Annotated in this window: 28 protein-coding genes; 13 read left to right on the top strand and 15 right to left on the bottom strand. The window is 47.2% G+C overall.

The features are described 5' to 3' along the window. The first annotated feature begins 133 nt into the window (after nucleotides 1-133). The 3 genes from waaA to coaD are packed head-to-tail and all read left to right on the top strand — an operon-like array spanning nucleotide 134 to nucleotide 2,678. On the top strand, nucleotides 134-1,411 hold the full coding sequence (gene waaA, locus B3Z23_RS15470; RefSeq protein WP_414716500.1) for a lipid IV(A) 3-deoxy-D-manno-octulosonic acid transferase: 1,278 nt from the start codon (nucleotides 134-136) through the stop codon (nucleotides 1,409-1,411). Beyond that, nucleotides 1,411-2,190: a glycosyltransferase family 2 protein gene (locus tag B3Z23_RS15465; RefSeq protein WP_294911976.1), complete on the top strand. Its 780-nt coding sequence runs from the start codon at nucleotides 1,411-1,413 to the stop codon at nucleotides 2,188-2,190. Before waaA ends, B3Z23_RS15465 begins: the two co-directional genes overlap by 1 nt. Nucleotides 2,191-2,195: 5 nt before the next feature. Continuing rightward, nucleotides 2,196-2,678, top strand: coding sequence for a pantetheine-phosphate adenylyltransferase (gene coaD / locus B3Z23_RS15460; protein ID WP_294911974.1), 483 nt, complete (start codon nucleotides 2,196-2,198; stop codon nucleotides 2,676-2,678). Between the two features lie 4 nt (nucleotides 2,679-2,682). Here the strand turns inward: coaD and mutM are convergent, their stop codons facing one another. The 4 genes from mutM to radC all read right to left on the bottom strand — a co-directional run bounded on the left by mutM (nucleotide 2,683) and on the right by radC (nucleotide 4,908). Next, nucleotides 2,683-3,492, bottom strand: coding sequence for a bifunctional DNA-formamidopyrimidine glycosylase/DNA-(apurinic or apyrimidinic site) lyase (gene mutM / locus B3Z23_RS15455; RefSeq protein WP_294911971.1), 810 nt, complete (start codon nucleotides 3,490-3,492; stop codon nucleotides 2,683-2,685). 85 nt (nucleotides 3,493-3,577) lie between these two features. After that, nucleotides 3,578-3,745 (bottom strand): 50S ribosomal protein L33, encoded by a 168-nt coding sequence (gene rpmG / locus B3Z23_RS15450; protein WP_002436700.1) that lies wholly within the window; start codon nucleotides 3,743-3,745, stop codon nucleotides 3,578-3,580. Nucleotides 3,746-3,756: 11 nt separating this feature from the next. After that, nucleotides 3,757-3,993 (bottom strand): 50S ribosomal protein L28, encoded by a 237-nt coding sequence (gene rpmB, locus B3Z23_RS15445; protein WP_294911968.1) that lies wholly within the window; start codon nucleotides 3,991-3,993, stop codon nucleotides 3,757-3,759. A 258-nt stretch (nucleotides 3,994-4,251) separates the two neighbouring features. Continuing rightward, nucleotides 4,252-4,908 carry a RadC family protein gene (gene radC / locus B3Z23_RS15440; protein WP_038016022.1) on the bottom strand — a complete coding sequence of 219 codons (657 nt, stop codon included), beginning with the start codon at nucleotides 4,906-4,908 and terminating at the stop codon, nucleotides 4,252-4,254. Between the two features lie 270 nt (nucleotides 4,909-5,178). On the opposite strand from radC, the gene coaBC reads away from it, so the two are divergent. The 3 genes from coaBC (at nucleotide 5,179) to slmA (ending at nucleotide 7,610) form a co-directional block, all read left to right on the top strand. Beyond that, complete coding sequence (gene coaBC / locus B3Z23_RS15435) at nucleotides 5,179-6,402, top strand: bifunctional phosphopantothenoylcysteine decarboxylase/phosphopantothenate--cysteine ligase CoaBC (RefSeq protein WP_294911964.1); 1,224 nt, start codon at nucleotides 5,179-5,181, stop codon at nucleotides 6,400-6,402. Then, nucleotides 6,380-6,838, top strand: coding sequence for a dUTP diphosphatase (gene dut, locus B3Z23_RS15430; protein WP_038016028.1), 459 nt, complete (start codon nucleotides 6,380-6,382; stop codon nucleotides 6,836-6,838). Before coaBC ends, dut begins: the two co-directional genes overlap by 23 nt. A 175-nt stretch (nucleotides 6,839-7,013) precedes the next feature. Then, nucleotides 7,014-7,610 (top strand): nucleoid occlusion factor SlmA, encoded by a 597-nt coding sequence (gene slmA / locus B3Z23_RS15425; protein WP_038016030.1) that lies wholly within the window; start codon nucleotides 7,014-7,016, stop codon nucleotides 7,608-7,610. 34 nt (nucleotides 7,611-7,644) lie between these two features. On the opposite strand, the gene pyrE is transcribed toward slmA, so the two are convergent. The 6 genes from pyrE to B3Z23_RS15395 form a co-directional block, all read right to left on the bottom strand. Then, nucleotides 7,645-8,286, bottom strand: a complete 642-nt coding sequence (pyrE, locus tag B3Z23_RS15420) for an orotate phosphoribosyltransferase (RefSeq protein ID WP_294911960.1) — start codon at nucleotides 8,284-8,286, stop codon at nucleotides 7,645-7,647. 45 nt (nucleotides 8,287-8,331) lie between these two features. Next, the gene (rph, locus tag B3Z23_RS15415; RefSeq protein ID WP_294911957.1) at nucleotides 8,332-9,048 is read right to left on the bottom strand and encodes a ribonuclease PH; all 717 of its coding nucleotides are present in this window, start codon (nucleotides 9,046-9,048) and stop codon (nucleotides 8,332-8,334) included. Between the two features lie 74 nt (nucleotides 9,049-9,122). After that, nucleotides 9,123-10,262 (bottom strand): ABC transporter permease, encoded by a 1,140-nt coding sequence (locus B3Z23_RS15410; protein WP_294911954.1) that lies wholly within the window; start codon nucleotides 10,260-10,262, stop codon nucleotides 9,123-9,125. Continuing rightward, nucleotides 10,255-11,166 (bottom strand): ABC transporter ATP-binding protein, encoded by a 912-nt coding sequence (locus B3Z23_RS15405; protein ID WP_294911952.1) that lies wholly within the window; start codon nucleotides 11,164-11,166, stop codon nucleotides 10,255-10,257. The genes B3Z23_RS15410 and B3Z23_RS15405 overlap by 8 nt, the downstream gene beginning before the upstream one ends. Continuing rightward, nucleotides 11,159-12,100 carry an HlyD family secretion protein gene (locus B3Z23_RS15400; RefSeq protein WP_294911950.1) on the bottom strand — a complete coding sequence of 314 codons (942 nt, stop codon included), beginning with the start codon at nucleotides 12,098-12,100 and terminating at the stop codon, nucleotides 11,159-11,161. Before B3Z23_RS15400 ends, B3Z23_RS15405 begins: the two co-directional genes overlap by 8 nt. A gap of 103 nt (nucleotides 12,101-12,203) precedes the next feature. Continuing rightward, complete coding sequence (locus B3Z23_RS15395) at nucleotides 12,204-12,566, bottom strand: hypothetical protein (RefSeq protein ID WP_294911948.1); 363 nt, start codon at nucleotides 12,564-12,566, stop codon at nucleotides 12,204-12,206. An 884-nt stretch (nucleotides 12,567-13,450) separates the two neighbouring features. Between B3Z23_RS15395 and B3Z23_RS15390 the strand changes: the two genes are divergently transcribed. The 4 genes from B3Z23_RS15390 to B3Z23_RS15375 all read left to right on the top strand — a co-directional run bounded on the left by B3Z23_RS15390 (nucleotide 13,451) and on the right by B3Z23_RS15375 (nucleotide 16,781). After that, the gene (locus B3Z23_RS15390; protein WP_294911946.1) at nucleotides 13,451-14,314 is read left to right on the top strand and encodes a YicC/YloC family endoribonuclease; all 864 of its coding nucleotides are present in this window, start codon (nucleotides 13,451-13,453) and stop codon (nucleotides 14,312-14,314) included. A gap of 601 nt (nucleotides 14,315-14,915) precedes the next feature. Then, on the top strand, nucleotides 14,916-15,770 hold the full coding sequence (locus B3Z23_RS15385; RefSeq protein ID WP_294911944.1) for a YPO3983 family protein: 855 nt from the start codon (nucleotides 14,916-14,918) through the stop codon (nucleotides 15,768-15,770). Then, a complete protein-coding gene (locus tag B3Z23_RS15380) occupies nucleotides 15,754-16,218 on the top strand; it encodes a DUF943 family protein (protein WP_294911941.1) in 465 nt (154 codons plus the stop codon). The genes B3Z23_RS15385 and B3Z23_RS15380 overlap by 17 nt, the downstream gene beginning before the upstream one ends. Nucleotides 16,219-16,352: 134 nt before the next feature. Continuing rightward, nucleotides 16,353-16,781, top strand: coding sequence for a hypothetical protein (locus B3Z23_RS15375; protein WP_294911939.1), 429 nt, complete (start codon nucleotides 16,353-16,355; stop codon nucleotides 16,779-16,781). A 140-nt stretch (nucleotides 16,782-16,921) separates the two neighbouring features. Here B3Z23_RS15375 and B3Z23_RS15370 read toward each other — a convergent pair whose 3' ends face one another. Continuing rightward, nucleotides 16,922-17,344 carry a MarR family winged helix-turn-helix transcriptional regulator gene (locus B3Z23_RS15370; RefSeq protein WP_294911937.1) on the bottom strand — a complete coding sequence of 141 codons (423 nt, stop codon included), beginning with the start codon at nucleotides 17,342-17,344 and terminating at the stop codon, nucleotides 16,922-16,924. A gap of 163 nt (nucleotides 17,345-17,507) precedes the next feature. On the opposite strand from B3Z23_RS15370, the gene B3Z23_RS15365 reads away from it, so the two are divergent. Further along, nucleotides 17,508-18,515: an alpha/beta hydrolase gene (locus tag B3Z23_RS15365; protein WP_294911935.1), complete on the top strand. Its 1,008-nt coding sequence runs from the start codon at nucleotides 17,508-17,510 to the stop codon at nucleotides 18,513-18,515. Nucleotides 18,516-18,572: 57 nt separating this feature from the next. Here B3Z23_RS15365 and polA read toward each other — a convergent pair whose 3' ends face one another. The 4 genes from polA to B3Z23_RS15345 form a co-directional block, all read right to left on the bottom strand. Beyond that, nucleotides 18,573-21,365: a DNA polymerase I gene (polA, locus tag B3Z23_RS15360; RefSeq protein WP_294911933.1), complete on the bottom strand. Its 2,793-nt coding sequence runs from the start codon at nucleotides 21,363-21,365 to the stop codon at nucleotides 18,573-18,575. Nucleotides 21,366-21,726: 361 nt separating this feature from the next. Continuing rightward, complete coding sequence (dsbA, locus tag B3Z23_RS15355) at nucleotides 21,727-22,353, bottom strand: thiol:disulfide interchange protein DsbA (RefSeq protein ID WP_294911931.1); 627 nt, start codon at nucleotides 22,351-22,353, stop codon at nucleotides 21,727-21,729. A 26-nt stretch (nucleotides 22,354-22,379) separates the two neighbouring features. After that, nucleotides 22,380-23,366, bottom strand: a complete 987-nt coding sequence (locus B3Z23_RS15350) for a serine/threonine protein kinase (protein WP_294911929.1) — start codon at nucleotides 23,364-23,366, stop codon at nucleotides 22,380-22,382. Nucleotides 23,367-23,422: 56 nt separating this feature from the next. Further along, nucleotides 23,423-23,692 carry a DUF1040 family protein gene (locus B3Z23_RS15345; RefSeq protein ID WP_294911927.1) on the bottom strand — a complete coding sequence of 90 codons (270 nt, stop codon included), beginning with the start codon at nucleotides 23,690-23,692 and terminating at the stop codon, nucleotides 23,423-23,425. A 73-nt stretch (nucleotides 23,693-23,765) separates the two neighbouring features. Between B3Z23_RS15345 and mobA the strand changes: the two genes are divergently transcribed. Next, nucleotides 23,766-24,338 (top strand): molybdenum cofactor guanylyltransferase MobA, encoded by a 573-nt coding sequence (gene mobA, locus B3Z23_RS15340; protein WP_294911925.1) that lies wholly within the window; start codon nucleotides 23,766-23,768, stop codon nucleotides 24,336-24,338. Beyond that, complete coding sequence (mobB, locus tag B3Z23_RS15335) at nucleotides 24,335-24,847, top strand: molybdopterin-guanine dinucleotide biosynthesis protein MobB (protein WP_294911923.1); 513 nt, start codon at nucleotides 24,335-24,337, stop codon at nucleotides 24,845-24,847. Before mobA ends, mobB begins: the two co-directional genes overlap by 4 nt. Nucleotides 24,848-24,908 lie beyond the last annotated feature (61 nt).

The raw sequence follows: 24,908 nt of genomic DNA, 5'->3' as shown, positions 1-24,908 counted from the left end.
CACAAAAAAACGCAAAACGGAAAAACGCATCATTTAAACCACTCAGAGTCATGAGGTTTGAAATAATCTCCCCTGCCAAAACAGTTACATTTATGCTACCATTGCCGCAATATTCCAAGCCGATATTCACAAAATGCTGTTGCGTGTATACCAGACTCTGCTCTACCTGATTCAACCCTTTATCTGGGGTCGATTACTTATCCGCAGTCGTAAAGCGCCGGCGTACCGTAAACGCTGGGCGGAACGTTATGGATTTTGCGAAGGCAAAGTCAGACCTGAGGGTATCGTACTACATTCGGTTTCTGTCGGAGAAACACTGGCCGCCGTCCCTCTGGTCAGGGCATTGCGATATCGCTATCCGACGCTGCCGATTACTGTGACGACCATGACACCAACGGGTTCGGAACGGGCACAGTCGGCCTTTGGTAAAGATGTAGACCATGTATACCTGCCTTATGATCTACCCGGAGCCACACACCGCTTTCTGAATACAGTTCGCCCACGGCTGGTCATCATTATGGAGACCGAACTCTGGCCAGGTCTGATTCATATTCTGCATCAGCGCAAAATCCCACTGGTCATTGCCAATGCACGACTCTCTGAACGTTCTTTCCGGGGTTATCAGAAACTGGGCAGGTTTATGCAGAAATTGCTGCAAAGTATCACGCTGATCGCGGCACAAAATGCCGAAGATGGTGAGCGGTTTGTGGCATTAGGATTAAAACGCAGTCATCTTGCAGTAACTGGCAGTCTGAAATTTGATATTTCGGTCACCCCGGAACTGGCAGCCAAAGCAATAACTCTGCGCAGCCAGTGGGCTCCCCATCGTCCTGTGTGGATAGCGACCAGTACCCACGACGGGGAAGAAACGATTGTTCTCGAAAGCCACCGTCAGTTACTGAAACAGTTTCCGGACCTGTTGTTGATACTGGTCCCGCGCCATCCGGAACGCTTTGCGGATGCTAAAGCACTAACCCAACGGGCTGGCCTGAGTTTTATTAGCCGGAGTAGTGGAGACGTTCCTTCGGCCTCCACTCAGGTCGTGATAGGCGACACTATGGGTGAATTAATGCTGCTCTACGGTATTGCAGACCTGGCCTTTGTCGGGGGTAGTCTGACAGAACGTGGCGGACATAACCCGCTGGAACCTGCAGCTCATGCCATTCCGGTGCTGATGGGACCACATACCTGGAATTTTAAAGACATCTGCAGCAAACTCGAAGAAGCTCAGGGGTTGATAACCGTAACCGACAGCACCTCTCTGACCAGAGAAGTCAGCACCCTGTTACAGGATGATGACTACCGCAGGTATTACGGCCACCATGCTGTAGAGGTATTACGGCAAAATCAGGGAGCCTTGCAGCGACTACTGGAACTGCTTGAACCCAATCTTCCGCCACGGACACACTGATGAGTACACGCCAAAGGCTTTCGGTGGTGATGATCACCAAAAATGAGGCTGAATTACTCCCGGATTGCCTGCAGTCTGTCGCCTGGGCTGACGAGATAATTGTACTGGATTCCGGAAGTTCCGATCAGACCGCAGACATTGCCCGCCAGGCCGGAGCCCGGGTATTTTACAGTGAGCAATGGCCGGGTTACGGGCTGCAACGCCAGCATGCGCAGCAATATGCCAGCGGCGATATGATTTTGATGATCGATGCAGATGAAAGAGTGACTCCGGAATTGCGCGCAGCCATAGAAGAGGTATTGCAACAGCCGGCATCACCGGACAAAGTCTACAGCATTGCCCGCAGCAACTGGTTTTTAGGGCGGTTTATGCGCCACAGTGGCTGGTATCCGGATCGCGTAACTCGTTTATATCCGGCCCGCTTTCGTTATAACAGCCACCTGGTTCATGAATCACTGGAGCATTCTGGTGCCAGTGTGATCCGGCTATCCGGAGATTTAAAACATTTAACCTGCCGCGACCTGCATCACTTCCAGCAAAAACAACTGGCTTATGCCAATGCATGGGCAGCCCAGCGTTTCAGTCAGGGCCGTTCCTGCAGCCTGTTTTCCGTCTACAGTCACACAGTGGCAGCCTGGCTGAAAACAGCTATCCTGAGAGCAGGAGTTCTCGACGGCAGCCAGGGTTGGGTGCTGGCATTGGTCAATGCCCAGTATACGTTCAATAAATACGCCATACTCTGGGCATTAAACAAAACAAAACCGCCAGGGGCGCAATAACCATTATGACAACCCGAGCCATTTATCCCGGAACATTCGATCCACTGACGTTAGGGCACCTGGATATTGTTACCCGTTCTGCCAGATTGTTCGATCAGGTGATCCTGGCCATTGCCCGTAACAATACGAAACAGCCCATGTTTAGCCTTGATGAACGGATTGATCTGGCGCAACAGGCAACTTCTCATCTGCCGAATGTCACTGTGCTTGGGTTTGGCGATTTAATGGCGAATTTTGCCAGACAGCAGCAAGCGAACGTTTTAATTCGGGGTGTACGCTCGGTGTCGGATTTCGATTATGAGCGACAGCTGGCGCAGATGAATAATCATCTGCTGCCCGGACTGGAAAGCGTATTTATGATACCTGCGGAAACCTACGCATTTGTCTCATCGTCGCTGGTCAAAGAAGTCGCCCGTCATGGTGGGGATGTTTCCGGTTTTGTCACAGGGCCGGTTTGTCAGGCATTGCTGGCCAAACTGACCCCATGAGATATCACTGCTGACAGTGAGGGCACCAGTAAGTACTGCGTTGCCCGTGTCTGCCACTCTGAATGGCCGTACCACAATACCTACACGGTTCGCCTGCCCGTCCGTACACCTGAAGTTCCTGGGCAAAATATCCGGGCTTGCCATCGCTTTGCAAAAAATCCCGTAAGGTCGTGCCGCCCTGTTCTATTGAACGTTGCAGTACCTGCTTAATACATTTCACTAGTCGTTGCGCATCTTCATCACTCAGTTGGCAGGCCAGCCTGTCGGGCAGAATTCCTGCAGCAAACAACGATTCACTGGCATAAATATTCCCGACCCCAACCACCAGCTTGTTATCCATCAACCATTGTTTGACAGGAATACGTTTACGCTGCGATTTATCCTGCAGCCACTGTGCAGAAAATTCATCACTCAGAGGTTCAGGCCCCAGATGTGAAAGCACGCGACTGGCAACTAAATCTGTTTCCCATAACCAGGCTCCAAAACGCCGGGGATCGGTATAACGCAGCACTTTCCCATTACTTAAAACCAAATCAACATGGTCATGCTTTTCTGCCGGTAGTTCTTCCTTCAGTACTCTCAGACTACCAGACATCCCCAGATGGATGATAATCCATCCTTGTGGCAGCTCCAGCAGCAGATATTTAGCCCGCCGTTGCACACTCAGAACAGGCTGATCACTCAGAGAGAGGATTTCCGGTGACACGGGCCAGCGTAACCGTGGGTTACGCACCACTGCGTGCAATACCGTGGCACCGACCAGATGTGGCTCTATACCACGGCGACTGGTTTCAACTTCAGGTAATTCAGGCATCACAGCTCCTTAACGCCGGATAATGGCTGGCAGTCCCGGAAAACAAAAAACCCGGCCGAAGCCGGGTTTTTTTAGAATACCAAAATTACTTAATTTTGGCTTCTTTGTATACTACGTGCTGACGTACAACCGGATCGAACTTTTTCAGTTCCAGTTTCTCTGGTTTAGTACGTTTGTTCTTCGTAGTGGTATAGAAGTGACCTGTACCAGCAGAAGAAACCAGCTTGATCTTCTCACGAATACCTTTAGCCATGATTTAGTTCCTTAGTACTTCTCACCGCGGGCACGCAGATCTGTTAATACAGAATCAATGCCCTTCTTATCAATTACACGCATACCTTTAGCAGATACACGCAGGGTAACAAAACGCTTTTCGCTCTCAACCCAAAAACGGTGTGAGTGCAGGTTAGGCAGGAAACGGCGTTTCGTCGCGTTCAGTGCGTGGGAACGGTTGTTTCCGCTCACCGGGCGCTTGCCAGTTACTTGGCAGACTCGTGACATGTCATATCTCCAAAAATCAAATCAGCTCGAGCTTTGTACTTAGGTTCTGGCCGCCTCGTCAGGCTTTTAACCCATCCAGGCGAGTTCTATGTGAACCCGCTGAGCAGGCCTAAACGCCAAACCCGAGATTCTCAAAGGTGGCGTAGTATACGCTCTGTGGCTCAAACGCTCAAGTCCCGAACAGATAAAGATCTCCCGGGATCGATTAAAAAATGATTGTATTCACCCGAAAACAGCATTGATTGGCTATTTTTCATACTACAGCCACCCGCGTTCGGCGAAGGATACATACTGTCCCTTACCTATCACCAGATGATCTAAAAGCCGGATGTTCAGTAACATACAGACATTCTGAATTTGTCCGGTTACTTCCTTGTCAGCAAGGCTCGGCTCAGCATGACCGGACGGGTGATTATGCGCCAGAATTAATGCCGCTGCATTGAATTTCAGTGCTTCTCTGGCGATTTCCCGGGGATGGACTTCCACAGAACTCAGAGAACCCGAAAACATCTTTTGTACTGACAGTACCCGATGCTGATTATCCAGAAAGATCACCACAAAAATCTCACGCTCCTGGTGAGCCAGCTGACTGGACAGATAATTGAGGGTAATCTGCGGGCTTTCCAATAAGTTTCCGGCTTCCATTTGAGCCTGAAAGTAACGCCGTCCTAATTCTGCGACCGCCTGCAGTTGCGTCATTTTAGCCTTTCCAATGCCACGCACAGCCAGGTAATCATCTTCTCCTGCGCTCATCAGTGCATATAACGAACCAAATTGCTTCAGTAGCATTTCTGACAATGCCATCACTCCCATACCGGCCAGACCGGTACGCAGAAAGATGGCCAGTAATTCGGTATCGGTTAATACTTCGGCGCCGTGCCTGATTAACTTCTCTCTGGGTCGTAACTGTTCCATAATTTTTTTCTCCCTAAACAGACTCCATTATCCCTGCCCGAGGGGCCTTTTCTATTACAGTGATAGCCGCATTCAACCTCCATCACATCACCGCTGACAGATTTACGAGGACCTTCATCCGGTTATCGGATACCTGCACATTTCTCTGTCGGCACGTGGCAAAGCAGAACAGCAGCCAGGTGCAATGGCAGTTTTGCCGGACGGCGATTATGATAAAATGCCAGGGTCGGGCCAGAGTTCACGGCACCAGACTCAACAAATGAGGCGTTAATGATGGAATTAGACGGTAAAAAGATTCTGCTGGGAGTCAGCGGGGGCATTGCGGCTTATAAAACACCGGAGCTGGTGCGCCGCCTGCGTGACCGCGGAGCCGATGTCAGAGTAATGATGACCGATGCGGCCAGAGAGTTTATTACTCCATTGAGCCTGCAGGCCGTGAGCGGTTATCCGGTCTTCAACAATCTGCTGGACCCTGCAGCCGAAGCTGCCATGGGCCATATCGAACTGGCGAAATGGGCTGACATGGTGATTATCGCCCCCGCGACCGCAGATATCATTGCACGCATCAGCCACGGAATGGCAAATGATTTGGTGACGACAGCTTGTCTGGCAACGGCGGCTCCGGTGGCCATTGTACCGGCTATGAATCAGCAAATGTACCGTTCCCCATTCACCGCTGACAATATCAGTAAACTGGAAAAGTTCGGGATAGCCGTCTGGGGGCCTGATAGCGGCAGCCAGGCCTGTGGTGACATCGGACCCGGAAGAATGCTTGACCCGGAAGAGATCGTTCGCCATGCTATCCGCCTGGCTATGCCTGTCACAGACCTGCAACATCTGAAAATTATGATCACTGCGGGTCCGACTCGTGAGCCACTGGATCCTGTCCGGTTCCTGACGAATCACAGTTCCGGAAAAATGGGCTTCGCTATTGCTGAAGCGGCAAAATCCCGTGGTGCCAAGGTCACTTTGGTGACCGGTCCGGTATCATTGCCTACCCCTGTAGGCGTTAAACGCATCGATGTGACTACTGCGCTTGAAATGCAGCATGAGGTCATGTCTGCTATCCACGACCAGCATATTTTCATCGGCAGCGCGGCCGTAGCCGACTACCGCGCGCCGATGATAGCCAGTGAAAAGATGAAAAAACAGGGGGAAAGTGATGATTCACTGACCCTTCAGCTGATCAAAAATCCGGATATTGTTGCAGGAGTAGCCGCACTGTCAGAAAACCGTCCTTATGTGGTCGGATTTGCGGCTGAAACCCGTAATGTGGAAGAATACGCCCGGCAGAAAAGAATACAAAAACAGCTGGATTTAATCTGCGCAAACGATGTATCGCTGTCGGAGCAAGGCTTTAACAGCGATAAAAATGCGCTTCACCTTTTCTGGCAGGAGGGAGATAAAATGTTACCGCTTAGCGATAAACAACTCCTTGGCCAGCAATTATTAGACGAGATAGTCCGCCTTTATGATGAAAAAAATAGACATTAAGATCCTTGACCCCCGGGTTGGAAAAGAGTTTCCACTGCCAGCCTATGCCACCAGCGGGTCCGCCGGTCTGGATTTACGTGCCTGTCTTGATGAGCCTTTGGTTCTTGCTGCCGGTGAGACCCGGCTCATCCCTACCGGGCTCGCGATTTATATCGCCGATCCACAACTGGCTGCTGTTATTCTGCCACGTTCTGGTCTGGGCCATAAACACGGCATTGTTCTGGGAAATCTCGTCGGGCTGATTGATTCTGACTATCAGGGACCTCTGATGGTTTCAGCCTGGAACCGCAGCGAACAGTCTTTTACCATTGAGCCGGGTGACCGAATCGCACAGTTGGTGTTTGTCCCGGTAGTCCAGGCAGAATTTAATCTGGTCGAAGAGTTTACTACCACAGATCGTGGTGAAGGTGGTTTTGGCCACTCCGGCCGGCAGTAATTAATCAGCATCAGCTTTTGTACCTTTTCATCTTCCGGCCTGTCGTCCTGTGACGATAATGGCCGGAACTTTTGTGTGCATGGGTAGCAATGCGGGAAGATGCTGTTAACCCATATATGTACGATCAGTAACAGGTACAGCATTTTTAAGGTGATTTTCAGGGGTCTTTAAGGTCATGGCAGAAAAAAAGAACACGAAACGGAATCGTCGTGAAGAAATTTTGCAGGCACTGGCACAGATGCTCGAGTCAGGCGATGGCAGCCAACGCATCACCACAGCCAAGCTGGCAGCCAATGTCGGGGTATCAGAAGCGGCACTGTATCGCCACTTTCCCAGCAAAACCAAAATGTTTGACAGTCTGATCGAATTTATTGAAGACAGTCTGATTACCCGCATCAATCTTATCCTGAATGACGAAAAAGAGACGCTCACGCGCTTAAAGCTGATCGTGCAGCTTATTCTGGGATTTGGTGAGCGTAATCCGGGTCTGACCCGCATCCTGACCGGCCATGCATTGATGTTTGAACAGGATCGCCTGCAGGACAGGATTAATCAGTTGTTCGAAAGGATAGAAGTGCAGCTTCGTCTGGTAATGCGCGAGAAAAAATTGCGTGAGGGTGAAGGTTTCAGAACCGATGAAACCCTGCTGGCAAGCCAGTTACTGGCATTTTGCGAAGGTTTACTGTCACGCTATGTGCGCTCAGAATTCCGCTTTCGGCCGACAGCCGACTTCGATACCCGCTGGCCTTTGCTCGCACTTCAACTACAGTAATTCAGCGGGCAGAAGCCCGCTGTTGCTGGTAATATCAGACACCATACTGTTGCTGATAGGCTCTGACAGACGCCAGATGATTAGCCATTTCAGGTTTTTCTTCCAGATAGCTTATCAGGTCCTTCAGGGTAATGATGGAAATGACTTTGCACTGGTAATCCCGCTCAACTTCCTGAATCGCAGAGAGTTCACCCCGTCCCCGTTCCTGACGGTCCAGCGAGATTAATACACCCGCGAGTGTCGCTTTATTTGCCGCAATAATTTCCATGGATTCACGAATAGCAGTACCTGCAGTGATCACATCATCCACCAGCATAATGCGCCCCTGCAACGGGCTTCCGACCAGCAATCCACCTTCACCGTGATCCTTCGCTTCCTTACGGTTAAAGCAATAAGGAACATCTCTGTCATGGTGGTCAGCCAGGGCAACGGCGGTCGTCGTCGCAATCGGGATACCTTTGTAGGCCGGTCCGAACAACAGATCAAAATCGATGGCTGAATCTGTCAACGCGTGCGCGTAAAAACGTCCTAGCAGAGCTAAATCACGTCCGGTATTAAACAGCCCTGCATTGAAGAAATAAGGGCTCTGGCGTCCGGATTTCAGTGTAAATTCGCCAAACTTCAAAACCTGCTTATTTAATGCAAACTCGATAAACTGACGCTGCCACGGTTTCATTTTTATTCCTCACATAAAAAAGCGACCCGCAGGTCGCCTGGAAAATCAGTTAGCTAACGCGGCTTTCTGCGCGTCAATCAGGGTATCGATGCCACCGCGGGCCAGTGCCAGCAAACTCAGCAGCTCTTCATGGCTGAAAGGTGCACCTTCAGCTGTTCCCTGTACCTCGATCATTCTGCCGTCTTCCATCATCACGACATTCATATCGGTATCTGCGGCAGAATCTTCGATATATTCCAGATCACAGACAGCTTCTCCGTCAACAATCCCGACAGAAATTGCAGCAACCATCCCTTTCATCGGACTGGACTTCAGTTTACCTTCAGCAACCAGTGAATTAAGTGCATCGGCCAACGCCACGCAGGCACCGGTAATAGACGCTGTACGGGTTCCGCCATCCGCCTGAATAACGTCACAATCCAGCGTAATGGTGTACTCACCGAGTGCCTGAAGATCGACCGCTGCCCGTAATGAACGGGCAATCAGACGTTGAATTTCCAGAGTCCGGCCGCCCTGCTTACCTTTGGCCGCCTCTCTGGCCATCCGACTGTGGGTTGAGCGTGGCAACATGCCATATTCTGCAGTGACCCATCCCTGGCCTTTACCTTTCAGAAAACGCGGTACGCTTTCTTCAATTGTCGCAGTGCAAAGCACTTTGGTTTCACCAAATTCAACCAGCACTGAGCCTTCAGCGTGTTTGGTATAGTGACGGGTCAGGGTAACTGGGCGAACCTGGTTCGCGCTACGGCCTGCTGGACGCATGATGTATCTCCGGCTGCTATTAACTGGCTGCGCATTATACGGATTTCACCAGCGAATGCCTATGGCCGCGGTGATCAGTCCAGAGTTTTGCGATAACTGTGTAAACTAATCAATATCACCAGTCCTCCAAGAACAGCCAGTGATAGCAACTCCGGCAAAAGTTCAGCCATGGTATACCCCTTCAACATAACCGCTTTGATTAAACGGATAAAATAGGTCAGCGGTAAGCAGGAACCCACCATTTGTGCCCATACAGGCATACTGATAAACGGGCTGATAAATCCGGACAACATTACCGAAGGAATAAAGTAAAACGACGACAACTGTAATGCCTGAAGCTGATTTTTGGCCACACTTGAAATCATTATCCCGATACAAAGGCACAGGAAAATGTAAATAACCAACACCAGAAACAGCAGAGAAAAACTGCCAATTACAGGAATATTAAACAGATAAACAGCAAACCATAGGATCATTAGTGACTGAAACACACCCACCAGCACATACGGTGTGATTTTCCCGAGTATTACTTCAAGCGCTGTTACCGGAGAAATTAATAAATTTTCCATCGCCCCACTCTCACGTTCCCGGGTAATGGCCAGTGCAGTCATCAAAATCAGAGTAGTACTCAGTATTGAGCCAATAAGTCCGGGAATCGTGTTAAACCGGGTTATCCCTTCTGGGTTAAACATCCGCTGGACAACCAGTTCAAATGTATTCTCCTGCTGCAGGTTCCGCAGAGATTCAGGTAAGTCGTGCTGAAACATTGAACCGGAGACCTGGCTAAGTGCACTTAACGCATTGCCAATAGCCAGAGGATCAATAGCGTCACCTTGTACCAGCAATTGAGGCTTTTCTCCGCGCAAAATTTTCCGTGTAAACCCTTCGGGAATCGTTACCATAAAAAGAATATTTCCCCGGACAAATGCATTTCTTGCTTCTTCAGCCGACGGATAGGACTGAAATGAGAAATAATCCGTATTTTGCACGCTACTGATAAAAACTTTACTCAACTGTCCGGAATCATAGTTAATCAGTGCTGAAGGTATTCTGTGCGGATCCATATTGACGGCATATCCCAGAATGATCAGCTGAAGCAAAGGGGTCAGAAAAACCATTCCGATACTCACTTTATCGCGACGCAGTTCATGCAACTCTTTCATTACCACGGCTAACCAGCGAGTGAAAGAAAAAGGAATTTTTATCTTAATCATGTAGTGGTTTCATCAAATGAGAGAAAGCATCTTCAAGAGTGGTTCCAACCTCTTGGATACCATAACCATCAGGAACCACTTTGCGAAGAATTCGGGCGAGATTGTGGTTATCCGATGAAGTCACGTGCAAAGTTCTCCCAAAAATAACGGTTTGGTGAATCTCCGGGAAACAACGTAATTTCGCTTCCAGGGACGTAAGCCCCGGGCCTGAAATTCGAATTGTTGTCAGCTTCTGAGCATCAATAATAGATTGTGCGGTTCCGTTCGCTAATAACTTCCCGTACGCAAGGTAAGCCAGCTGGTGACAGCGCTCAGCCTCGTCCATGTAATGAGTACTGACGAGAATAGATATCCCTCTGTCTGACAACCAGTGGAGTATCTGCCAGAAATCCCTGCGGGATTTAGGATCGACCCCGGCGGTTGGCTCATCAAGAAATAATAATCCGGGTTGATGGATCATACTGGCGGCCAGACCCAGACGCTGCTTCCATCCCCCTGACAGGTCTTTCGCCAGATGATTCTGGCGTGATGACAGCCCCATATCCGACAACGTTTTGTCCACATATTGCCCGGCCGGTTTTAAATTATGCAATCGTGCAATAAATAAAAGATTTTCCCGGACAGTGAGAGCACCCCACATGGAGAAGTACTGGGTCATATAACCTATACGTTTTTTAATATTGTCCCGCTGCGTGAAAATGTCATAGTCCAGACAATGCCCCAGACCGGAATCCGGAGTTATTAACCCACACATCATGCGTATCGAAGTCGTCTTTCCGCTACCATTAGGCCCCAGAAAACCATAGATTTCCCCTTTGCCGATTTGCAACGAAAGGTCCTTAACAACGTGCTGGTCTCCGAAGTGTTTATTCAGCCTTTCAACATTTATGCACCAGTCATTCATCAGGCTCGAGCTCCACCTCAAAAGGCTGACCCACTTTAATCTCTCCGGGCTTAACAGACTCCGGTATCGCTTCAGCCATATAGATTAATTTTTCCCGGCGGACCGTACTGTATATCACCGGTGGGGTATATTCTGCCTGCGGACTAATGTAATTAACCCGACCAGTAAAAGTCCGTGAGCATCCATCGCAACGTAAGCTAACCTTCATCCCTGCGCTTATACGCCCCAGTTGTGGTTCAGGAATATAAAAGCGAATTTTGAGATTACCGTCAGGAAGCAGGCTGATCACAGGCTGTCCGGCTGTCGGCCTCTCTCCTGGCAGATACAGAGTATCGAATACTATTGCCTCTTGTGGGGCAAACAGCGTACTTTGCTGTATGTCCCTGATAGCTTTATCCCTCTGCAGATTAGCCGATTCCACCCGCAATTGCTGATGACTGATCTGAGATTGTCTTGCGGGTAATTGTCTGGCTTCCAGTTGATGTTCTAGTTCTCTGACACTCGCTGTTTTCTGGCTGTAATCATTGCTGGCTCGTTGCCACTCTTCGGCCGAAATAACCTGTGTTGAGTAAAGTTTCTGATAGCGTGATAACTGACTTTTTGCCAGACTGGCTGCTGAAATTGCCCGTTCAAGCTGTGCTCTTATCACATTCAACTCTTCAGGCCTTTCTCCTGACATTAAATCAGTCAACAATGCCTGTTCAGAAAGATAATTTCTTTCCGCTATATTCATAGTATTTTGAAGATTATAAGTATCCATTTTTAACAAGGGCTGACCTTTACTTACGTGCTGCCCTTTTTTGACATAAATCGCCTCTATTTCCTCTGTTGAAAAATAAGAAAGATAAATAAAATCACCATATGAATAACCGTTAAAAGTTAAACTACTCCGAACATCACAGCCGAACAGGGTAAAAATAAGAAAACCAAACATAAAACGATATCTGTTTTTTTTGATTAGACATAAACTCAAAATAGCACCCTGACGTTAATCAATTTAACCCACAAGTCATGACTCCCCACAAAATCACTCATCTTCAAACTCCAGTAATCAGACAATGCCAGGGGTGGCTATTTTTAAGCTTATTCAAAGCACAATTATTTAAGTCAGCAACAAAATCAAAGGCTTTATCCTCAATGACGCGGTGTCGTTCCGAACCGTCAAAGGGAAACCACGTTGACGCCTGTTTATCAGTCCAGGGAAGATCAACATCAGTCAGGGAAAAGCAAAAACTTAGCCATTCCCGGCCTTTAGTCAAATCATCTGCGGGGAAAATACCTTGAACATCATCCCCCATCCACTTTATGATTTTTTTATTAAAACAAGAAATTTTCTTACCAGGGAAAAATCCCCTGACTACAGCATCGATGTTATCCATTCCATCTCCAAACTCAGGCATACCAAATCAGGATGAGTTATTCACATGCAGAGTTAAATCATCCATTACAATTTAGACTATCAGGTGGCATGACATTACACATTAAAGTCAAAGTGCATTTTCATTAATCAACATCGCATAAACATTGATAATAATCAATAAGCCACTCGTTATTTACCCTGAAACATCAACAGCATTATTAGAATATAACTCTTAAAAAAAACAGAAAACAAGATATTTACATATCAGAAAAACACACAAGTCTGTAAGCGATTGACTTATGACATTTCAATAAAAGTTGAACACAAGCCAGAAAATAAATATCGGATTTATACTATATGTTCTAAAACACCCAGAAATATTTTACCGCCAAAGACGGAAAAAGTAATTATCCTGCACCCTGTTTATTTTACTGCTTAAGTGTTCATCTGGCCGGAAATTACTTAGTAAGTATGGCCTGACACTTCCTGTTATTTATATTAACGGCTGACTACTAAAGGATTTTTTATTACACAACCAGTCCGGTAAGCCTGAAAAACACAGAGGATTCAATAGCTATGATTACAGGCATAGTGTCCAAAATCACTCAGTCAGCTATTATCTGTACTCCAGCTTCCATAAATACGTATGATAGTAATTCTCTGGAATGATTAAGGCCAGTTTTGGAATATTTATCGTTAATATCTCACCTTCAGTCACCCGATGTTAGCGGGAGCCGGCCTGTGGTGGGATATTTCAGCGGACAGAGTGTATTTTTGGTTGACTAACCTGCGCATAAAAAACAATAACAAATTGATATTTATAATATTTATTCCAAATCATGCCGTTTATTGAGGTTAATCCTGTCTTCGATACAGTACCGCCGCTATAATTGCACCATAACCTGGTAAAAATGAGTAACCGATATGATTCGCAGTATGACAGCCTATGCCCGCCGTGAAGTTAAAGGTGACTGGGGCAGCGCCTCCTGGGAGCTTCGCTCGGTAAATCAGCGCTATCTGGAAACCTACATGCGCCTGCCGGAACAGTTTCGCAGCCTGGAACCGATGATTCGTGAACGTATCCGCCATCGTCTGACCCGGGGAAAAATTGAGTGTGCATTACGTTTTGATGCCAGCCAGGGTGCACAGTCGGAACTGATTCTGAACGAAGCGCTGGCAAAACAGCTGATCCAGTCGGCCAACTGGGTAAAACTGCAGGCTGATGAAGGCAGTATTAACCCTGTCGATATTCTACGCTGGCCTGGTGTGATGGCTGCCGCTGAGCAGGATCTGGACAGTATCAACCAGCAACTGATGGCCGCGCTGGAACAGGCGCTGGATGATTTTATCACTGCCCGCGAAACTGAAGGCCAGGCTTTGCAGACAATGATTGAACAGCGGCTGGAAGGTGTGACTGAGCAGGTAGCTAAAGTACGTGCCCATATGCCGGAAGTTATGCTGTGGCAACGGGAACGCCTGATAGCCAAGCTGGAAGAAGCCGAAATCCAGCTGGATAATAACCGCCTTGAGCAGGAACTTGTGATGATGGCACAGCGTATTGATGTGGCAGAGGAACTGGACCGACTGGAGGCTCATGTCAAAGAAACCTACAACATACTGAAGAAGAAAGAGGCCGTCGGACGTCGCCTCGATTTTATGATGCAGGAATTCAACCGCGAATCTAACACCCTGGGGTCGAAATCTATCAATGCCGATATCACCGCTTCTGCGATCGAACTGAAAGTGCTGATCGAGCAGATGCGTGAGCAGATTCAGAATATCGAGTGATTTTGTATGCCGTCACATGCAATCGCAAAAAACCAATGTAGCCCGCTAAATGCGGGCTTTTTAATTTTCATACTGTCGCATATGATTGCACAACAGTGCGTATTTTCTTTGTATCCAGGGTTGTACCCAAAGCACTTTTAACGACCCAGTTTGGGTACAAAGCACTATTCAATATACAGGTGGCAATATGGCAAAGCTGACAGATATTCAGATACGGGCATGAATTAAGGCAGGAGAACGGTTTGAAGGATGCTCAGACGGTCATGGTCTTTATGGCACTGTGGGCTGATCTGCTGGTGGCGCTGGAGCATGGAGAAGATTACAACGTGGTATCAATAGCAAACAGGAAGTAATCTACACCCGCGTATCTGCGAACTTTATTTTACTTGTTTCACTGTTTCAGTAACTAATATCTACATATAAATAAGAAAATTAACTGAAATAACTACTGAAACAACGTTTTAAGAGGTTGTTTCACACCCTGCCCGTAATCAGTAAAAAATTACGGCCAGGGTCTGTACAATATTTACACTCTGACCTTGCACCGCGTATTATTCCCTGTGAAGACCACAAAGGACGATAACACAAGGAATGTATCACGATGGCTGCACTACAGTTTCCCTGCACCGTATTCAAAACCCAAAACCGTATGGACGACTACGGCGCTAAAGATATGCGCTGCGGCGACTTAACCGAAGCACAGTTAAAATCCCGGTACCGGCTGGATGACATTTCTGATCGGGTTGATCCCTGGACGCTTACCCGGCGTTCCTCAATGGATCGCCCTCAGTCCATGTTCTGCTGTAATATGCGTGACCAGGGTGAAAAGATTACCCGACAGCAGTGCGCCGCAATGCTGTTTGACGAGTTTCGCTCGTTATCACGCAAATTTTCCCTTTACGGGCCTTACAATTACCTGATCGAAAAGATGATCACTCACATGCAGAACGGCAACGGTACGACCTTCCGGGATATGTCGTTGAACAGTGCATTGAAGGAGCATATTCTTAATGATAGATCTGAAAAAAACAGTACTCGTATTTTGTTAGAAAAAGTACTTCAGGAAAAAATTGACTGGAAAAATAGAATTTATCCTGTTGCTCAAAAAGATGATTTAAGGACTGCTATATCTCGTGGAAAGCTCCCTAAATTTGACCGCTTTCAGGATAATTTCAACGGTATGGGAATCACCGTGCATGATACCTGGGCAACACATATCACATTAAAATCACTACATATTGAAAATGATTGCTACCGGGCAGTAGTGCATTACAAAGTACAGGACCACTTTGGCCTCGACAGCGATGATATTCTGAAAACAAAATTCAGCAAGTTTCATTTCTTCCGCATCTGGTTTGTTCTCCAGCGGTACAGTCAGTTTGGTTTCAAGCCATTTATGACCAATATGGAAGCAACCGTAGAAATCACTGGGGGACGCAATGGAAATAATAAATAAAAAAATTTTGATTTTATTTTTTCTGGCTGTTTGTGTTACACCGGGTTATTGGATTTGGCTTTGTTTACGTCCTGTAGAGATTGTCTCGGTTCATCAGGAAAATAACTATAGCGATGTTTTAGTTAGAAGCTTCCCACCGACAGATAAGGGGAAAATACTCTGGTGGCTGGAAAATAAAAACATGTTGAAAGAAAAACATGGTATTCCAAAGCCTGGCTCAGATGGATCTTTCGTAGTTGTATTTTGGGATTTTGGCGATGGTTATAAAGAAACAGATGGATATGACGATCTTTGTTTCAACGATATGAAACCACCGATGAATTGTATAGAAAAAAACTCTCTCCTTATGGTAAGGAACAGTGAAAATACAGGGAGTTATTTTGTTCTGGATAGTGGAACATATCGTATGAATAATAAAGGGAATATAGTAAAGAACAAATCGGATTAGATCCGCTCCCCTCGCACAGAGACTGCAATAAAATCATCCGCACGACCCAACCTTGCATCAGCAAAGCGGCAACGCCTTACCGCCTGCCTCACACCCTTTTAGTAAAGCGATTGCGTGGATGGCGAACGTAGCGAATGAGTGATTTTATCGCGCTATTTGATTATGACCCCCTTCCGCTGGCAACCAAACATCCTGGCTGTGAAGAAATAGGGTTACTTGTACTTGCTCATGCAAGGATTATCACCTTCTATCTGTACCCTGACCCTACTAACCTTATCGAGTGGGATGACCTCTTCCCTTTGTTCAGTCCCGGTGTAAAGTGGAGTTTCCGGCTTTTCTTTCTCTCAGTAAATGAGGTAATCCGGCACGAAAAAGACACGTTATACGGAAGAACAGGTAGCTTTTGCGCTGAAACAGGCAGAAACCGGCACCCGGGTGAGTTCATCGGGCGAACAATGCCGATGGTAGGTTGGATGCTTCCCGCAAGTGATGTAGCAACCTTTGCATACAAAACGACCTCTGATTACAACAGAATGGCCCTGGGAAGCAATAAAACCGGGTGATGGAAAACGATGTATTAGCTTTTTTTCGTAAAGAGTTATCGCTAATGACCACTCTCACTATGAAACCAATTCTCATTGATAAATAACCTGACCGGGGCAGCGCTCCCGGCCAGCGTTATCCGGCAGCAATTCATTATCGCTTATAAATCTTCCAGCAACTGATGAGATAACTGACGCAGAGTCGTCAGTTGCTGGTCATTCATACTGATAGAACAACGCAGCTGGTTTGGAATATCGCTAATACGGGTTTGCAGGTCATGGGCTTTCTCTGTCAGTAGTGCTTTTTTCACCCGCTCATCTTCCGGCACCGGCACCCTGTTAAGGTAACCTTTAGCTTCCAGCTTTTGTACCAAAGGAGTCAGGGTTCCCGAGTCAAACAAGGTTTTCTCCCCCAACTCTTTAAGAGAGATATTATCCTGTTCGTACAGAGCCAACAGCACCACAAACTGTGGGTAGGTCAGATCAAATTCCTTCAGATACGGCCGGTACTGCCTCATAAGTGCATTGGTCACTGAATACAGTGAGAAACATAGTATATTGTCCAGTCTGTTGATTTCATTCATTTTTATATCCCGGCGGTACGATTTACTAAAATTATTATAAATAATATTTGACTAAAAGAGTCTTGTGCGCAAGTATTATATGCACAAGATGAATTGCAAAGCGAGTTAACTGAGCGCTTTACAGGGCATCATTCCTCATCACTGACCAATAGCAGGCTAAATCATGAAAACTAACTTTGATGTTCTGACTTCTGACGTATTTGCCGCTCAGGCTTCAGCTTCTGCCAACCAACCGGCTCCTACTACCGGAGTAAAGGCGTTCCTTGATATTCTTAACTCAGGGGATGGAAAGCCAATGGAACAAATGACTCCGCAGGAAGCGCGCCAGGTACTGATTGGTGCTCAGCAAGGTGCCGAATTACCTGCTGCACAGGTTTCAGAAAAGATTATTGATGCTGGCGGACAGCGTATTACCCTGAAAATAGTCAAACCGGAAAACAGCAACGGTACTTTACCCGTATTTATGTTCTTCCATGGCGGAGGCTGGGTATTAGGTGATTTCCCGACTCATGAACGTCTGATTCGTGACCTGGTTCGTGAATCTGGTGCAGCAGCCGTATATGTAGATTACACACCATCACCGGAAGCACAGTTCCCTGTCGCCATCCACCAAGCTTATGCAGCCACTCAATGGGTTGCAGAGCACGGTGCTGAAATTGGTGTTGATGGTAGCCGGCTGGCACTGGCAGGCAACAGTGTTGGCGGGAACATGGTGGCTGCCGTGGCACTGCAGGCAAAACAACTTTCAGGACCTGCCATTCGCTATAATGTGATGCTTTGGCCGGTGACTGATGCCGCTTTTGATAATGCCTCTTACCAGCAATATGAGAATAACCATTTCCTGACCAGAAATATGATGAAGTGGTTCTGGGATAATTACACCACCAGCGCGGCAGACCGTAACAGTATTCTGGCCTCACCTTTGCGAGCCAGTAGCGAGCAACTGCAGGGCTTTCCGCCGACACTGATTCAGACGGCCGAACTGGACGTTTTGCGTGATGAAGGAGAGGCATTTGGCCGTCATCTGGATGCCGCAGGCATACCGGTGACAGTGACCCGTTATAACGGCCTGATCCATGATTACGGATTGCTGAACCCGTTAAGTAAAGAGCCTGCTGTAATCACTGCTATTGCAGAAGCTGGTGCAGAATTACGTCGCCATTTGAAATAATCAGCGATGTTGTACGCAAAAACAGCCCTGAAAGGGCTGTTTTATTATGCAAGATGTCTAGTGGGCCTGTTCCCAGTTATCTCCGGTGCCGACTTCAACCAGCAGAGGAACATCCAGTTTCAGGCTGCTTTCCATAATATCGCGGATCGCTTTGGTTGCCGTCTCCACTAAGCCCTCGTCCACTTCGAAAACCAGTTCATCGTGTACCTGCATTATCATTTTTATCTTTTGCGGATCCTGTTGGCTGAGCCACTGGTCAACATCTATCATCGCCCGTTTAATAATATCGGCAGCCGTTCCCTGCATCGGGGCATTGATTGCCGCACGTTCCGCAGCCTTACGCCGGATAGCATTGCCTGAATTAATATCCGGCAGATATAAACGACGTCCTTCAAGGGTTTCAACGTAACCCTTTTCGGCGGCAGACTGACGGGTGCTTTCCATGTAACGCAGAACCCCCGGATAACGTTCAAAATACAAATCCATGTATTTTTTAGCCTCTCCCGGACCAATATTCAGTTGTCGTGATAAACCAAATGAACTCATGCCATAAATCAGTCCGAAGTTGATGGCTTTTGCACTGCGTCGCTGTTCAGCACTGACCTTTTCAACAGGGGTACCGAATACTTCAGCGGCAGTTGCTTTATGGATATCTTCTCCATGAGCAAATGCCTTGAGCAATCCGGCATCCTGGGATAAGTGCGCCATAATCCGCAGTTCTATTTGCGAGTAGTCCGCAGCCAGAATTCGTTGCCCTTTAGAGGCAATAAAAGCATGGCGGATACGTCGACCTTCCTCATTACGTACCGGAATATTTTGCAGGTTAGGATCTGTTGAAGAAAGCCGCCCGGTGGCCGTTACCGCCTGGTGATAAGAGGTATGCACTCGTCCGGTTAACGGATTAATCATCTGTGGCAGTTTGTCGGTATAGGTAGACTTTAATTTCGACAAGCCACGATGCTCAAGAATAACCTTAGGTAACGGGTGGTCAAGCGCCAGCTCAGCCAGAACTTCTTCGCTGGTTGAAGGGGCTCCGCCTGGCGTTTTTTTCGTCGGCTTTATCCCCTGCTTTTCAAATAATATCGTCTGCAACTGTTTCGGTGAAGAAAGATTAAAGGGTTCACCAGCCAGTTCATGGGCTTGTTGTTCCAGCTCATTAAGTCGTACAGTCAGTTGCTGAGAATGTTCTGCCAACATAGCGGGGTCAATCAGCACACCATTACGTTCAACCCGGGAAAGTACTGACACCAGCGGGATCTCTATTTCCTGAAACACTTTCAGTGGACCGGCTTCTTTTTCCAGTAGTGGCCATAATTTAAGATGCAATTGCAGAGTCACATCAGCATCTTCTGCCGCATACGGGCTGGCCTGCTCAAGAGCAATCTGGTTGAATGTCAGCTGTTTTTTACCTTTACCGGCAATATCTTCAAAGGTAATCGTTTTATGATTCAGCCAGCGCTGTGCAAGGCTGTCCATATCATGTTTACCCGCCACGCTGTTCAGGATATAAGATTCCAGCATGGTATCGAAACGGATCCCTCGCAATTCAATATCATAGTTTTTCAGAACACCACGATCATACTTCAGATTCTGCCCCACCTTGCTACGGTTTTCGTCTTCAAGAAGTGGTTTCAGCCGCTGCAGAACCTCATCTCTGTTAAGCTGTGCAGGTGCATCCAGATAATCATGGCCCACCGGTAAATAAGCGGCATCTCCGGGCCCAACGGCAAATGAGAGTCCGATAATATTGGCAGACAAGGTATCGAGTGAGTCTGTTTCCAGATCAAAGGCAAAGACTTCGCTGCTATTCAGCTTGTCCAGCCATTGATCAAAGCTCTGTTGATCAAGAATGGTCACGTAATTATCCGCCGATAATGTCGCCTCAGCCGGAGCGATAGCAACAGTCTCAGGTTCTGCGGTAACCTGACTCATTTCACGTTTAGCCGGTTTTTTATCATCCAGCCAACGGCCATCTTCAACCTCGGTGATCCAACGTTTAAACTCATACCGGCCAAACAAAGTCAGCAACTCTTCACTGTCCGGCGCATTTATCTGTAACTGTTCACAACTCTGTTCCAGTTCTACATCAGTTTTAATCGTTGCCAGCTGATAGGATAAAAATGCCAGTTCTCTATTTTGTTCGAGTTTACCGGCCATGGTTTTCGCACCACGGAAAGATAATGTGGCAACTTTTTCCAGATTCTCATAAATAGTCGCCATACTACCCAAGCCCTGTAACAGTGCCTGGGCTGTTTTCTCACCCACTCCGGGAACTCCGGGGATATTGTCCGAAGAATCGCCCATCAGAGCCAGATAATCGATGATCAGTTCCGGGGGAATACCATATTTTTCCTTAACTTCTGACGGACCAAGGATAGTATTGTTCATGGTGTTTATCAGGGTGATATTAGGCGTCACCAACTGTGCCATATCTTTATCCCCGGTACTGATGAGCACCGGTCTCCCCTGTTTATCGGCATCCCGCGCCAGCGTACCGATAACATCATCCGCTTCAACCCCGGAAATCACCAACACCGGCCACCCCATTGCCTTGACCATCTGATGAAGTGGTTCTATTTGCGCACGCAAATCATCAGGCATCGGTGGCCGATGAGATTTATAGTCCTCAAATAGTTCATCACGAAATGTTTTACCTTTGGCGTCAAATACTACTGCAGCATGGCTCGGTTTGTACTGGAGCAACAGGCTTTTCAGCATGTTCAGAACACCGTACATTGCCCCCGTCGGTTCACCGGCACTGTTAGTCAATGGAGGGAATGCGTGGTAAGCACGATAGAGATAAGAGGAACCGTCTACCAGAATCAGGGGGTTTTCTGCAATTTGCGCCATAAGTTGCGATTTCTTCTGTTGCTGTTGGTGATGGCTAAGGATGCCACATCGGGAAGATAAATGTTGAACCGAAGCGCACTACAACGGCAAAAAATCCCGATTATCTGAGATGATCGCACTGATCTTTCTGTGGATAAGTTTGTGCGTAATTTTATTTTGAGATCTTAGGAGTTAACATGCTCGCAGTAATCAGCCTGTAAAAACAATAAAAATCAAATGGATATACAGTTAATTTACCGGTCGATACTGTTGACGCTATTTTTATATTTTGTGGATATTAGTAATTTATATGACTTACCTCGCAATACGCACAAGGCAAAAAAAACGCCGCGATAGCGGCGTTCTGTTAGGTATTTGACGCTTACTTTGAAATCAGGTACTTCACAACGTTGACATAATCAGCAACGAAGTTATTCATTGAACTGGTATCAAGACCGGCATTGTTCACCAGATATTTACCATTAACAAATACAGAAGGTACGCCGCTAATGTTGAAATCAGTTGCGGCTTTTTCCTGCTCACTCACCAGAGCTTTTACCGCAAAGCTATTCCAGGCCGCATCATACTCTTCTGAAGTGATGCCAGATGCTTTAAGGAAGGCAGCTTTCAGAGAAGCCTGGTCGGTAATGGTCTGTGATTTCTGAATACCATCAAAAATAGGATCGACAACTTTACCTTCAACTCCTAACGCCATGGCTACAGCCCAGGCATGAGTCACCACAGGGGCAAAATCTCCGCCCAGGAAATCAACATGATAGCGTGTCAGTTTAACGCCTTGTGGCAGTCCGTCTTCCAGGGCCTGGTTAATACGGTATGTACGCTCAAAATCATAGCAGTGCGGACAGAAGAAGGAGAAGAATTCTACGACTTTAGGTGCGCCCGGGATGGCTTTATCCAGGGTGGTATACTGTTTTCCATCGGAGAATGTTGCTGCTGAAACACTGAATGCCAGCATGAAACCAACTAACGCGAGCCAAATCTTTTTCATTTTTTAAACTACTCCAGGTAACATCATCAAAATTGAGGAGATAAAGGCTGTATCGGCTGATGGAGGGTTTTCTCCTGTTCGGAAAAAATAACCACCTGACGGCGCCAAAAATCCTCATCGGTAATCCAGGGAAAGGCCAACGGAAACGCTGGGTCTTGCCAACGTTTCAGAATCCACGATAAATAATAAACCATACGCATCGCACGTAAAGGTTCGATCAGTATCAATTCGTTAACATCAAAGTTGCTGAATTCGGAATACGCTTCCAGCAATATATCCCACTGGATGCGCTGTTCCTGCAGATCTCCGTTCACCAGCATCCATAAATCCTGAACAGCTGGCCCGTTACGGGCATCATCCAGATCAACAAAAAAAGGGCCATCACGCCACAGGATATTTCCCGGATGGCAGTCACCGTGCAGTCGTAAAGATTGCCAGTCATCATTCCAGACCTGCCGTAAGGTGACGCCCAGATTATCCAGCGCTGTCAGTAAATTACTTTTAACGGCAGGGGGAATTAACGATGAGCCCGCAATAATTTCCCGCGGTTCAGTGAAATACTCTGTCAGACCGAGAGTCGGTCGATGGGCAAACAGAGCTTTTTTACCGGTCTGGTGTAAACGCCCGAGGTATCGACCCACGGCTTCCAGCTGATCGTAATTATCAGTTTCATATTGCCGTCCACCTAAACTGGGGAATACTGCAAACCAGAATCCCTCCGAATGATGTAAGGTACGCCCCTGTAATACCAGCGGAGCAGCTACCGGCACTTCATCGGTAGCCAGTTCAGCGGTGAACTGGTGTTCTTCAAGTAACTGTAATTCTGACCAGCGTTGCGGGCGATAAAACTTGGCCACATAACGTCGCTTATCTTCATCACTAAACTGCCAGACCCGGTTTTCATAACTGTTCAGTGCAGTTAGCCCTGAATCAACACGAATCCCGGTATCCCATAGCACATCCAGTATCTTCTCCGGATTGAGCGTTTTAAAATTAAAAGCTGCATCGCTCATAGATAGCCATATCGTTGTCTTCGTTACTGTGCCAAGAATAGCATTATCTTGTGGTTTTAGTCTTTAATTACCCCTCTGGCTTTCAGAATCGCCGTTTTAAAATCATCTTCATAATCTTTTTTCAGACCAGGAATCGCTGATTGTTTGTCAGAGCCGCGCAACTTCAGGTGATAAATGAGAACATCATCCGGAAGTGATGCAAGTTCACCGCTAAAACCACTTTCCCGGGCCAGTTGCTGTAAAAACTGCAACAGATTAAGGTCAGATTGCTGCTGCCAGGCGGGTAACAATAGTTCCAGCAATTCAGTCAGACGTTTATCTTGCATAAGTAAACTCCCTGCAGGGTTATAATTAACCCGTAAAATATCAGGGTTATGACCACAATAAAAGCGAGGTTATATGAAGGATATTACCGGCGTTATTCTTGCCGGCGGAGCCGGACGGCGAATGGAAGGAAAAGATAAAGGTCTGGTGATGTTTCATCATCAACCCCTGTTTATGCACGTCGCCAGACGCTTTGCCCCCCAGGTCAGCAGATTACTGATCAGTGCTAATCGTAACCATGCTATTTATCAGCAATACGGTTACAGCACATTCAGTGACAGCCTGTCGGATTTTCAGGGCCCCCTGGCCGGAATATTAAGCGGCCTTTTAGTTTCCTCCAGCGACTGGGTGGCATTTGCTTCCTGCGATGCTCCGTTTGCACCTGAAAATTTTGTTGAGCAGCTCTGGAAAAATAAACAGGATGATCGGGCTTGCTGGATTCAAACCCGGCACCGCGACCACCCGGTTTTTTGCCTGATAAACCGGCAATTAGTCCCCGAATTGAAAAGTTATTTATCCTCCGGTGAGAGAAGAGTCCTGACTTTCTTACAACAATATGGTCACCCGGTGATGAGTGATACTCCTGAGTCTTCATTTATTAATATGAACACCAGCGAAGATCTCAGGGATTATGAGGAGCAGAAATGACAGTACCGGTACTCGGGATTGTTGCGACCAGCGGCACAGGAAAGACAACGCTGTTGAAACAGATAATACCTCTGTTAAAACAATACGGTATCAGACCGGGGCTTATCAAACATACCCATCACCAGATGGATATTGATATCCCCGGTAAGGATAGCTATGAATTGCGCAAAGCGGGTGCAGATCAGGTCATTGTTGCCAGCCAGCAACGTTGGGCTCTGGTTCATGAAACACCAGACAGTCCACCTCCGGATTTGCAGACCCTTGCCTTAAGAATGACTCAGGATAGCCTGGATATCATTCTTGTCGAAGGGTTTAAACAGGAACCTATCCCGAAAATTATGCTGTGGCGTAGCGGGTACGGAGAGATTCCTGATTTTCGGTCTGAGCAGAATCTTATTGCTATTGCCAGTGATCACTCTTTCATTCCGGGTGATATTCCCTGGCTGGACATTAATCATCCGACAATGGTTGCAGAATTTATCCGGAACTGGCTGGAAGCGCGTGAGTAATAACCAGTGGCCCCTGCAGCCACTGGATATGATACCTGTAAATGCAAAAAGGCCATCCGTC

Origin of the sequence: Tatumella sp. UBA2305 (assembly GCF_002345795.1) — a bacterium.
Taxonomy (GTDB): domain Bacteria; phylum Pseudomonadota; class Gammaproteobacteria; order Enterobacterales; family Enterobacteriaceae; genus Tatumella; species Tatumella morbirosei.
Note: the sequence above shows the minus strand (reverse complement) of the source record. Positions and strands in the feature narration are given on the sequence as shown.

What these genes read in the sequence shown, in the direction of transcription:
- waaA (WP_414716500.1), top strand. Translation starts at nt 134, where the DNA reads ATGCTGTTGCGTGTATACCAGACTCTGCTCTACCTGATTCAACCCTTT.
- B3Z23_RS15465 (WP_294911976.1), top strand. Translation starts at nt 1,411, where the DNA reads ATGAGTACACGCCAAAGGCTTTCGGTGGTGATGATCACCAAAAATGAG.
- coaD (WP_294911974.1), top strand. Translation starts at nt 2,196, where the DNA reads ATGACAACCCGAGCCATTTATCCCGGAACATTCGATCCACTGACGTTA.
- mutM (WP_294911971.1), bottom strand. Translation starts at nt 3,492, where the DNA reads ATGCCTGAATTACCTGAAGTTGAAACCAGTCGCCGTGGTATAGAGCCA.
- rpmG (WP_002436700.1), bottom strand. Translation starts at nt 3,745, where the DNA reads ATGGCTAAAGGTATTCGTGAGAAGATCAAGCTGGTTTCTTCTGCTGGT.
- rpmB (WP_294911968.1), bottom strand. Translation starts at nt 3,993, where the DNA reads ATGTCACGAGTCTGCCAAGTAACTGGCAAGCGCCCGGTGAGCGGAAAC.
- radC (WP_038016022.1), bottom strand. Translation starts at nt 4,908, where the DNA reads ATGGAACAGTTACGACCCAGAGAGAAGTTAATCAGGCACGGCGCCGAA.
- coaBC (WP_294911964.1), top strand. Translation starts at nt 5,179, where the DNA reads ATGATGGAATTAGACGGTAAAAAGATTCTGCTGGGAGTCAGCGGGGGC.
- dut (WP_038016028.1), top strand. Translation starts at nt 6,380, where the DNA reads ATGATGAAAAAAATAGACATTAAGATCCTTGACCCCCGGGTTGGAAAA.
- slmA (WP_038016030.1), top strand. Translation starts at nt 7,014, where the DNA reads ATGGCAGAAAAAAAGAACACGAAACGGAATCGTCGTGAAGAAATTTTG.
- pyrE (WP_294911960.1), bottom strand. Translation starts at nt 8,286, where the DNA reads ATGAAACCGTGGCAGCGTCAGTTTATCGAGTTTGCATTAAATAAGCAG.
- rph (WP_294911957.1), bottom strand. Translation starts at nt 9,048, where the DNA reads ATGCGTCCAGCAGGCCGTAGCGCGAACCAGGTTCGCCCAGTTACCCTG.
- B3Z23_RS15410 (WP_294911954.1), bottom strand. Translation starts at nt 10,262, where the DNA reads ATGATTAAGATAAAAATTCCTTTTTCTTTCACTCGCTGGTTAGCCGTG.
- B3Z23_RS15405 (WP_294911952.1), bottom strand. Translation starts at nt 11,166, where the DNA reads ATGAATGACTGGTGCATAAATGTTGAAAGGCTGAATAAACACTTCGGA.
- B3Z23_RS15400 (WP_294911950.1), bottom strand. Translation starts at nt 12,100, where the DNA reads ATGTTTGGTTTTCTTATTTTTACCCTGTTCGGCTGTGATGTTCGGAGT.
- B3Z23_RS15395 (WP_294911948.1), bottom strand. Translation starts at nt 12,566, where the DNA reads ATGCCTGAGTTTGGAGATGGAATGGATAACATCGATGCTGTAGTCAGG.
- B3Z23_RS15390 (WP_294911946.1), top strand. Translation starts at nt 13,451, where the DNA reads ATGATTCGCAGTATGACAGCCTATGCCCGCCGTGAAGTTAAAGGTGAC.
- B3Z23_RS15385 (WP_294911944.1), top strand. Translation starts at nt 14,916, where the DNA reads ATGGCTGCACTACAGTTTCCCTGCACCGTATTCAAAACCCAAAACCGT.
- B3Z23_RS15380 (WP_294911941.1), top strand. Translation starts at nt 15,754, where the DNA reads ATGGAAATAATAAATAAAAAAATTTTGATTTTATTTTTTCTGGCTGTT.
- B3Z23_RS15375 (WP_294911939.1), top strand. Translation starts at nt 16,353, where the DNA reads ATGAGTGATTTTATCGCGCTATTTGATTATGACCCCCTTCCGCTGGCA.
- B3Z23_RS15370 (WP_294911937.1), bottom strand. Translation starts at nt 17,344, where the DNA reads ATGAATGAAATCAACAGACTGGACAATATACTATGTTTCTCACTGTAT.
- B3Z23_RS15365 (WP_294911935.1), top strand. Translation starts at nt 17,508, where the DNA reads ATGAAAACTAACTTTGATGTTCTGACTTCTGACGTATTTGCCGCTCAG.
- polA (WP_294911933.1), bottom strand. Translation starts at nt 21,365, where the DNA reads ATGGCGCAAATTGCAGAAAACCCCCTGATTCTGGTAGACGGTTCCTCT.
- dsbA (WP_294911931.1), bottom strand. Translation starts at nt 22,353, where the DNA reads ATGAAAAAGATTTGGCTCGCGTTAGTTGGTTTCATGCTGGCATTCAGT.
- B3Z23_RS15350 (WP_294911929.1), bottom strand. Translation starts at nt 23,366, where the DNA reads ATGAGCGATGCAGCTTTTAATTTTAAAACGCTCAATCCGGAGAAGATA.
- B3Z23_RS15345 (WP_294911927.1), bottom strand. Translation starts at nt 23,692, where the DNA reads ATGCAAGATAAACGTCTGACTGAATTGCTGGAACTATTGTTACCCGCC.
- mobA (WP_294911925.1), top strand. Translation starts at nt 23,766, where the DNA reads ATGAAGGATATTACCGGCGTTATTCTTGCCGGCGGAGCCGGACGGCGA.
- mobB (WP_294911923.1), top strand. Translation starts at nt 24,335, where the DNA reads ATGACAGTACCGGTACTCGGGATTGTTGCGACCAGCGGCACAGGAAAG.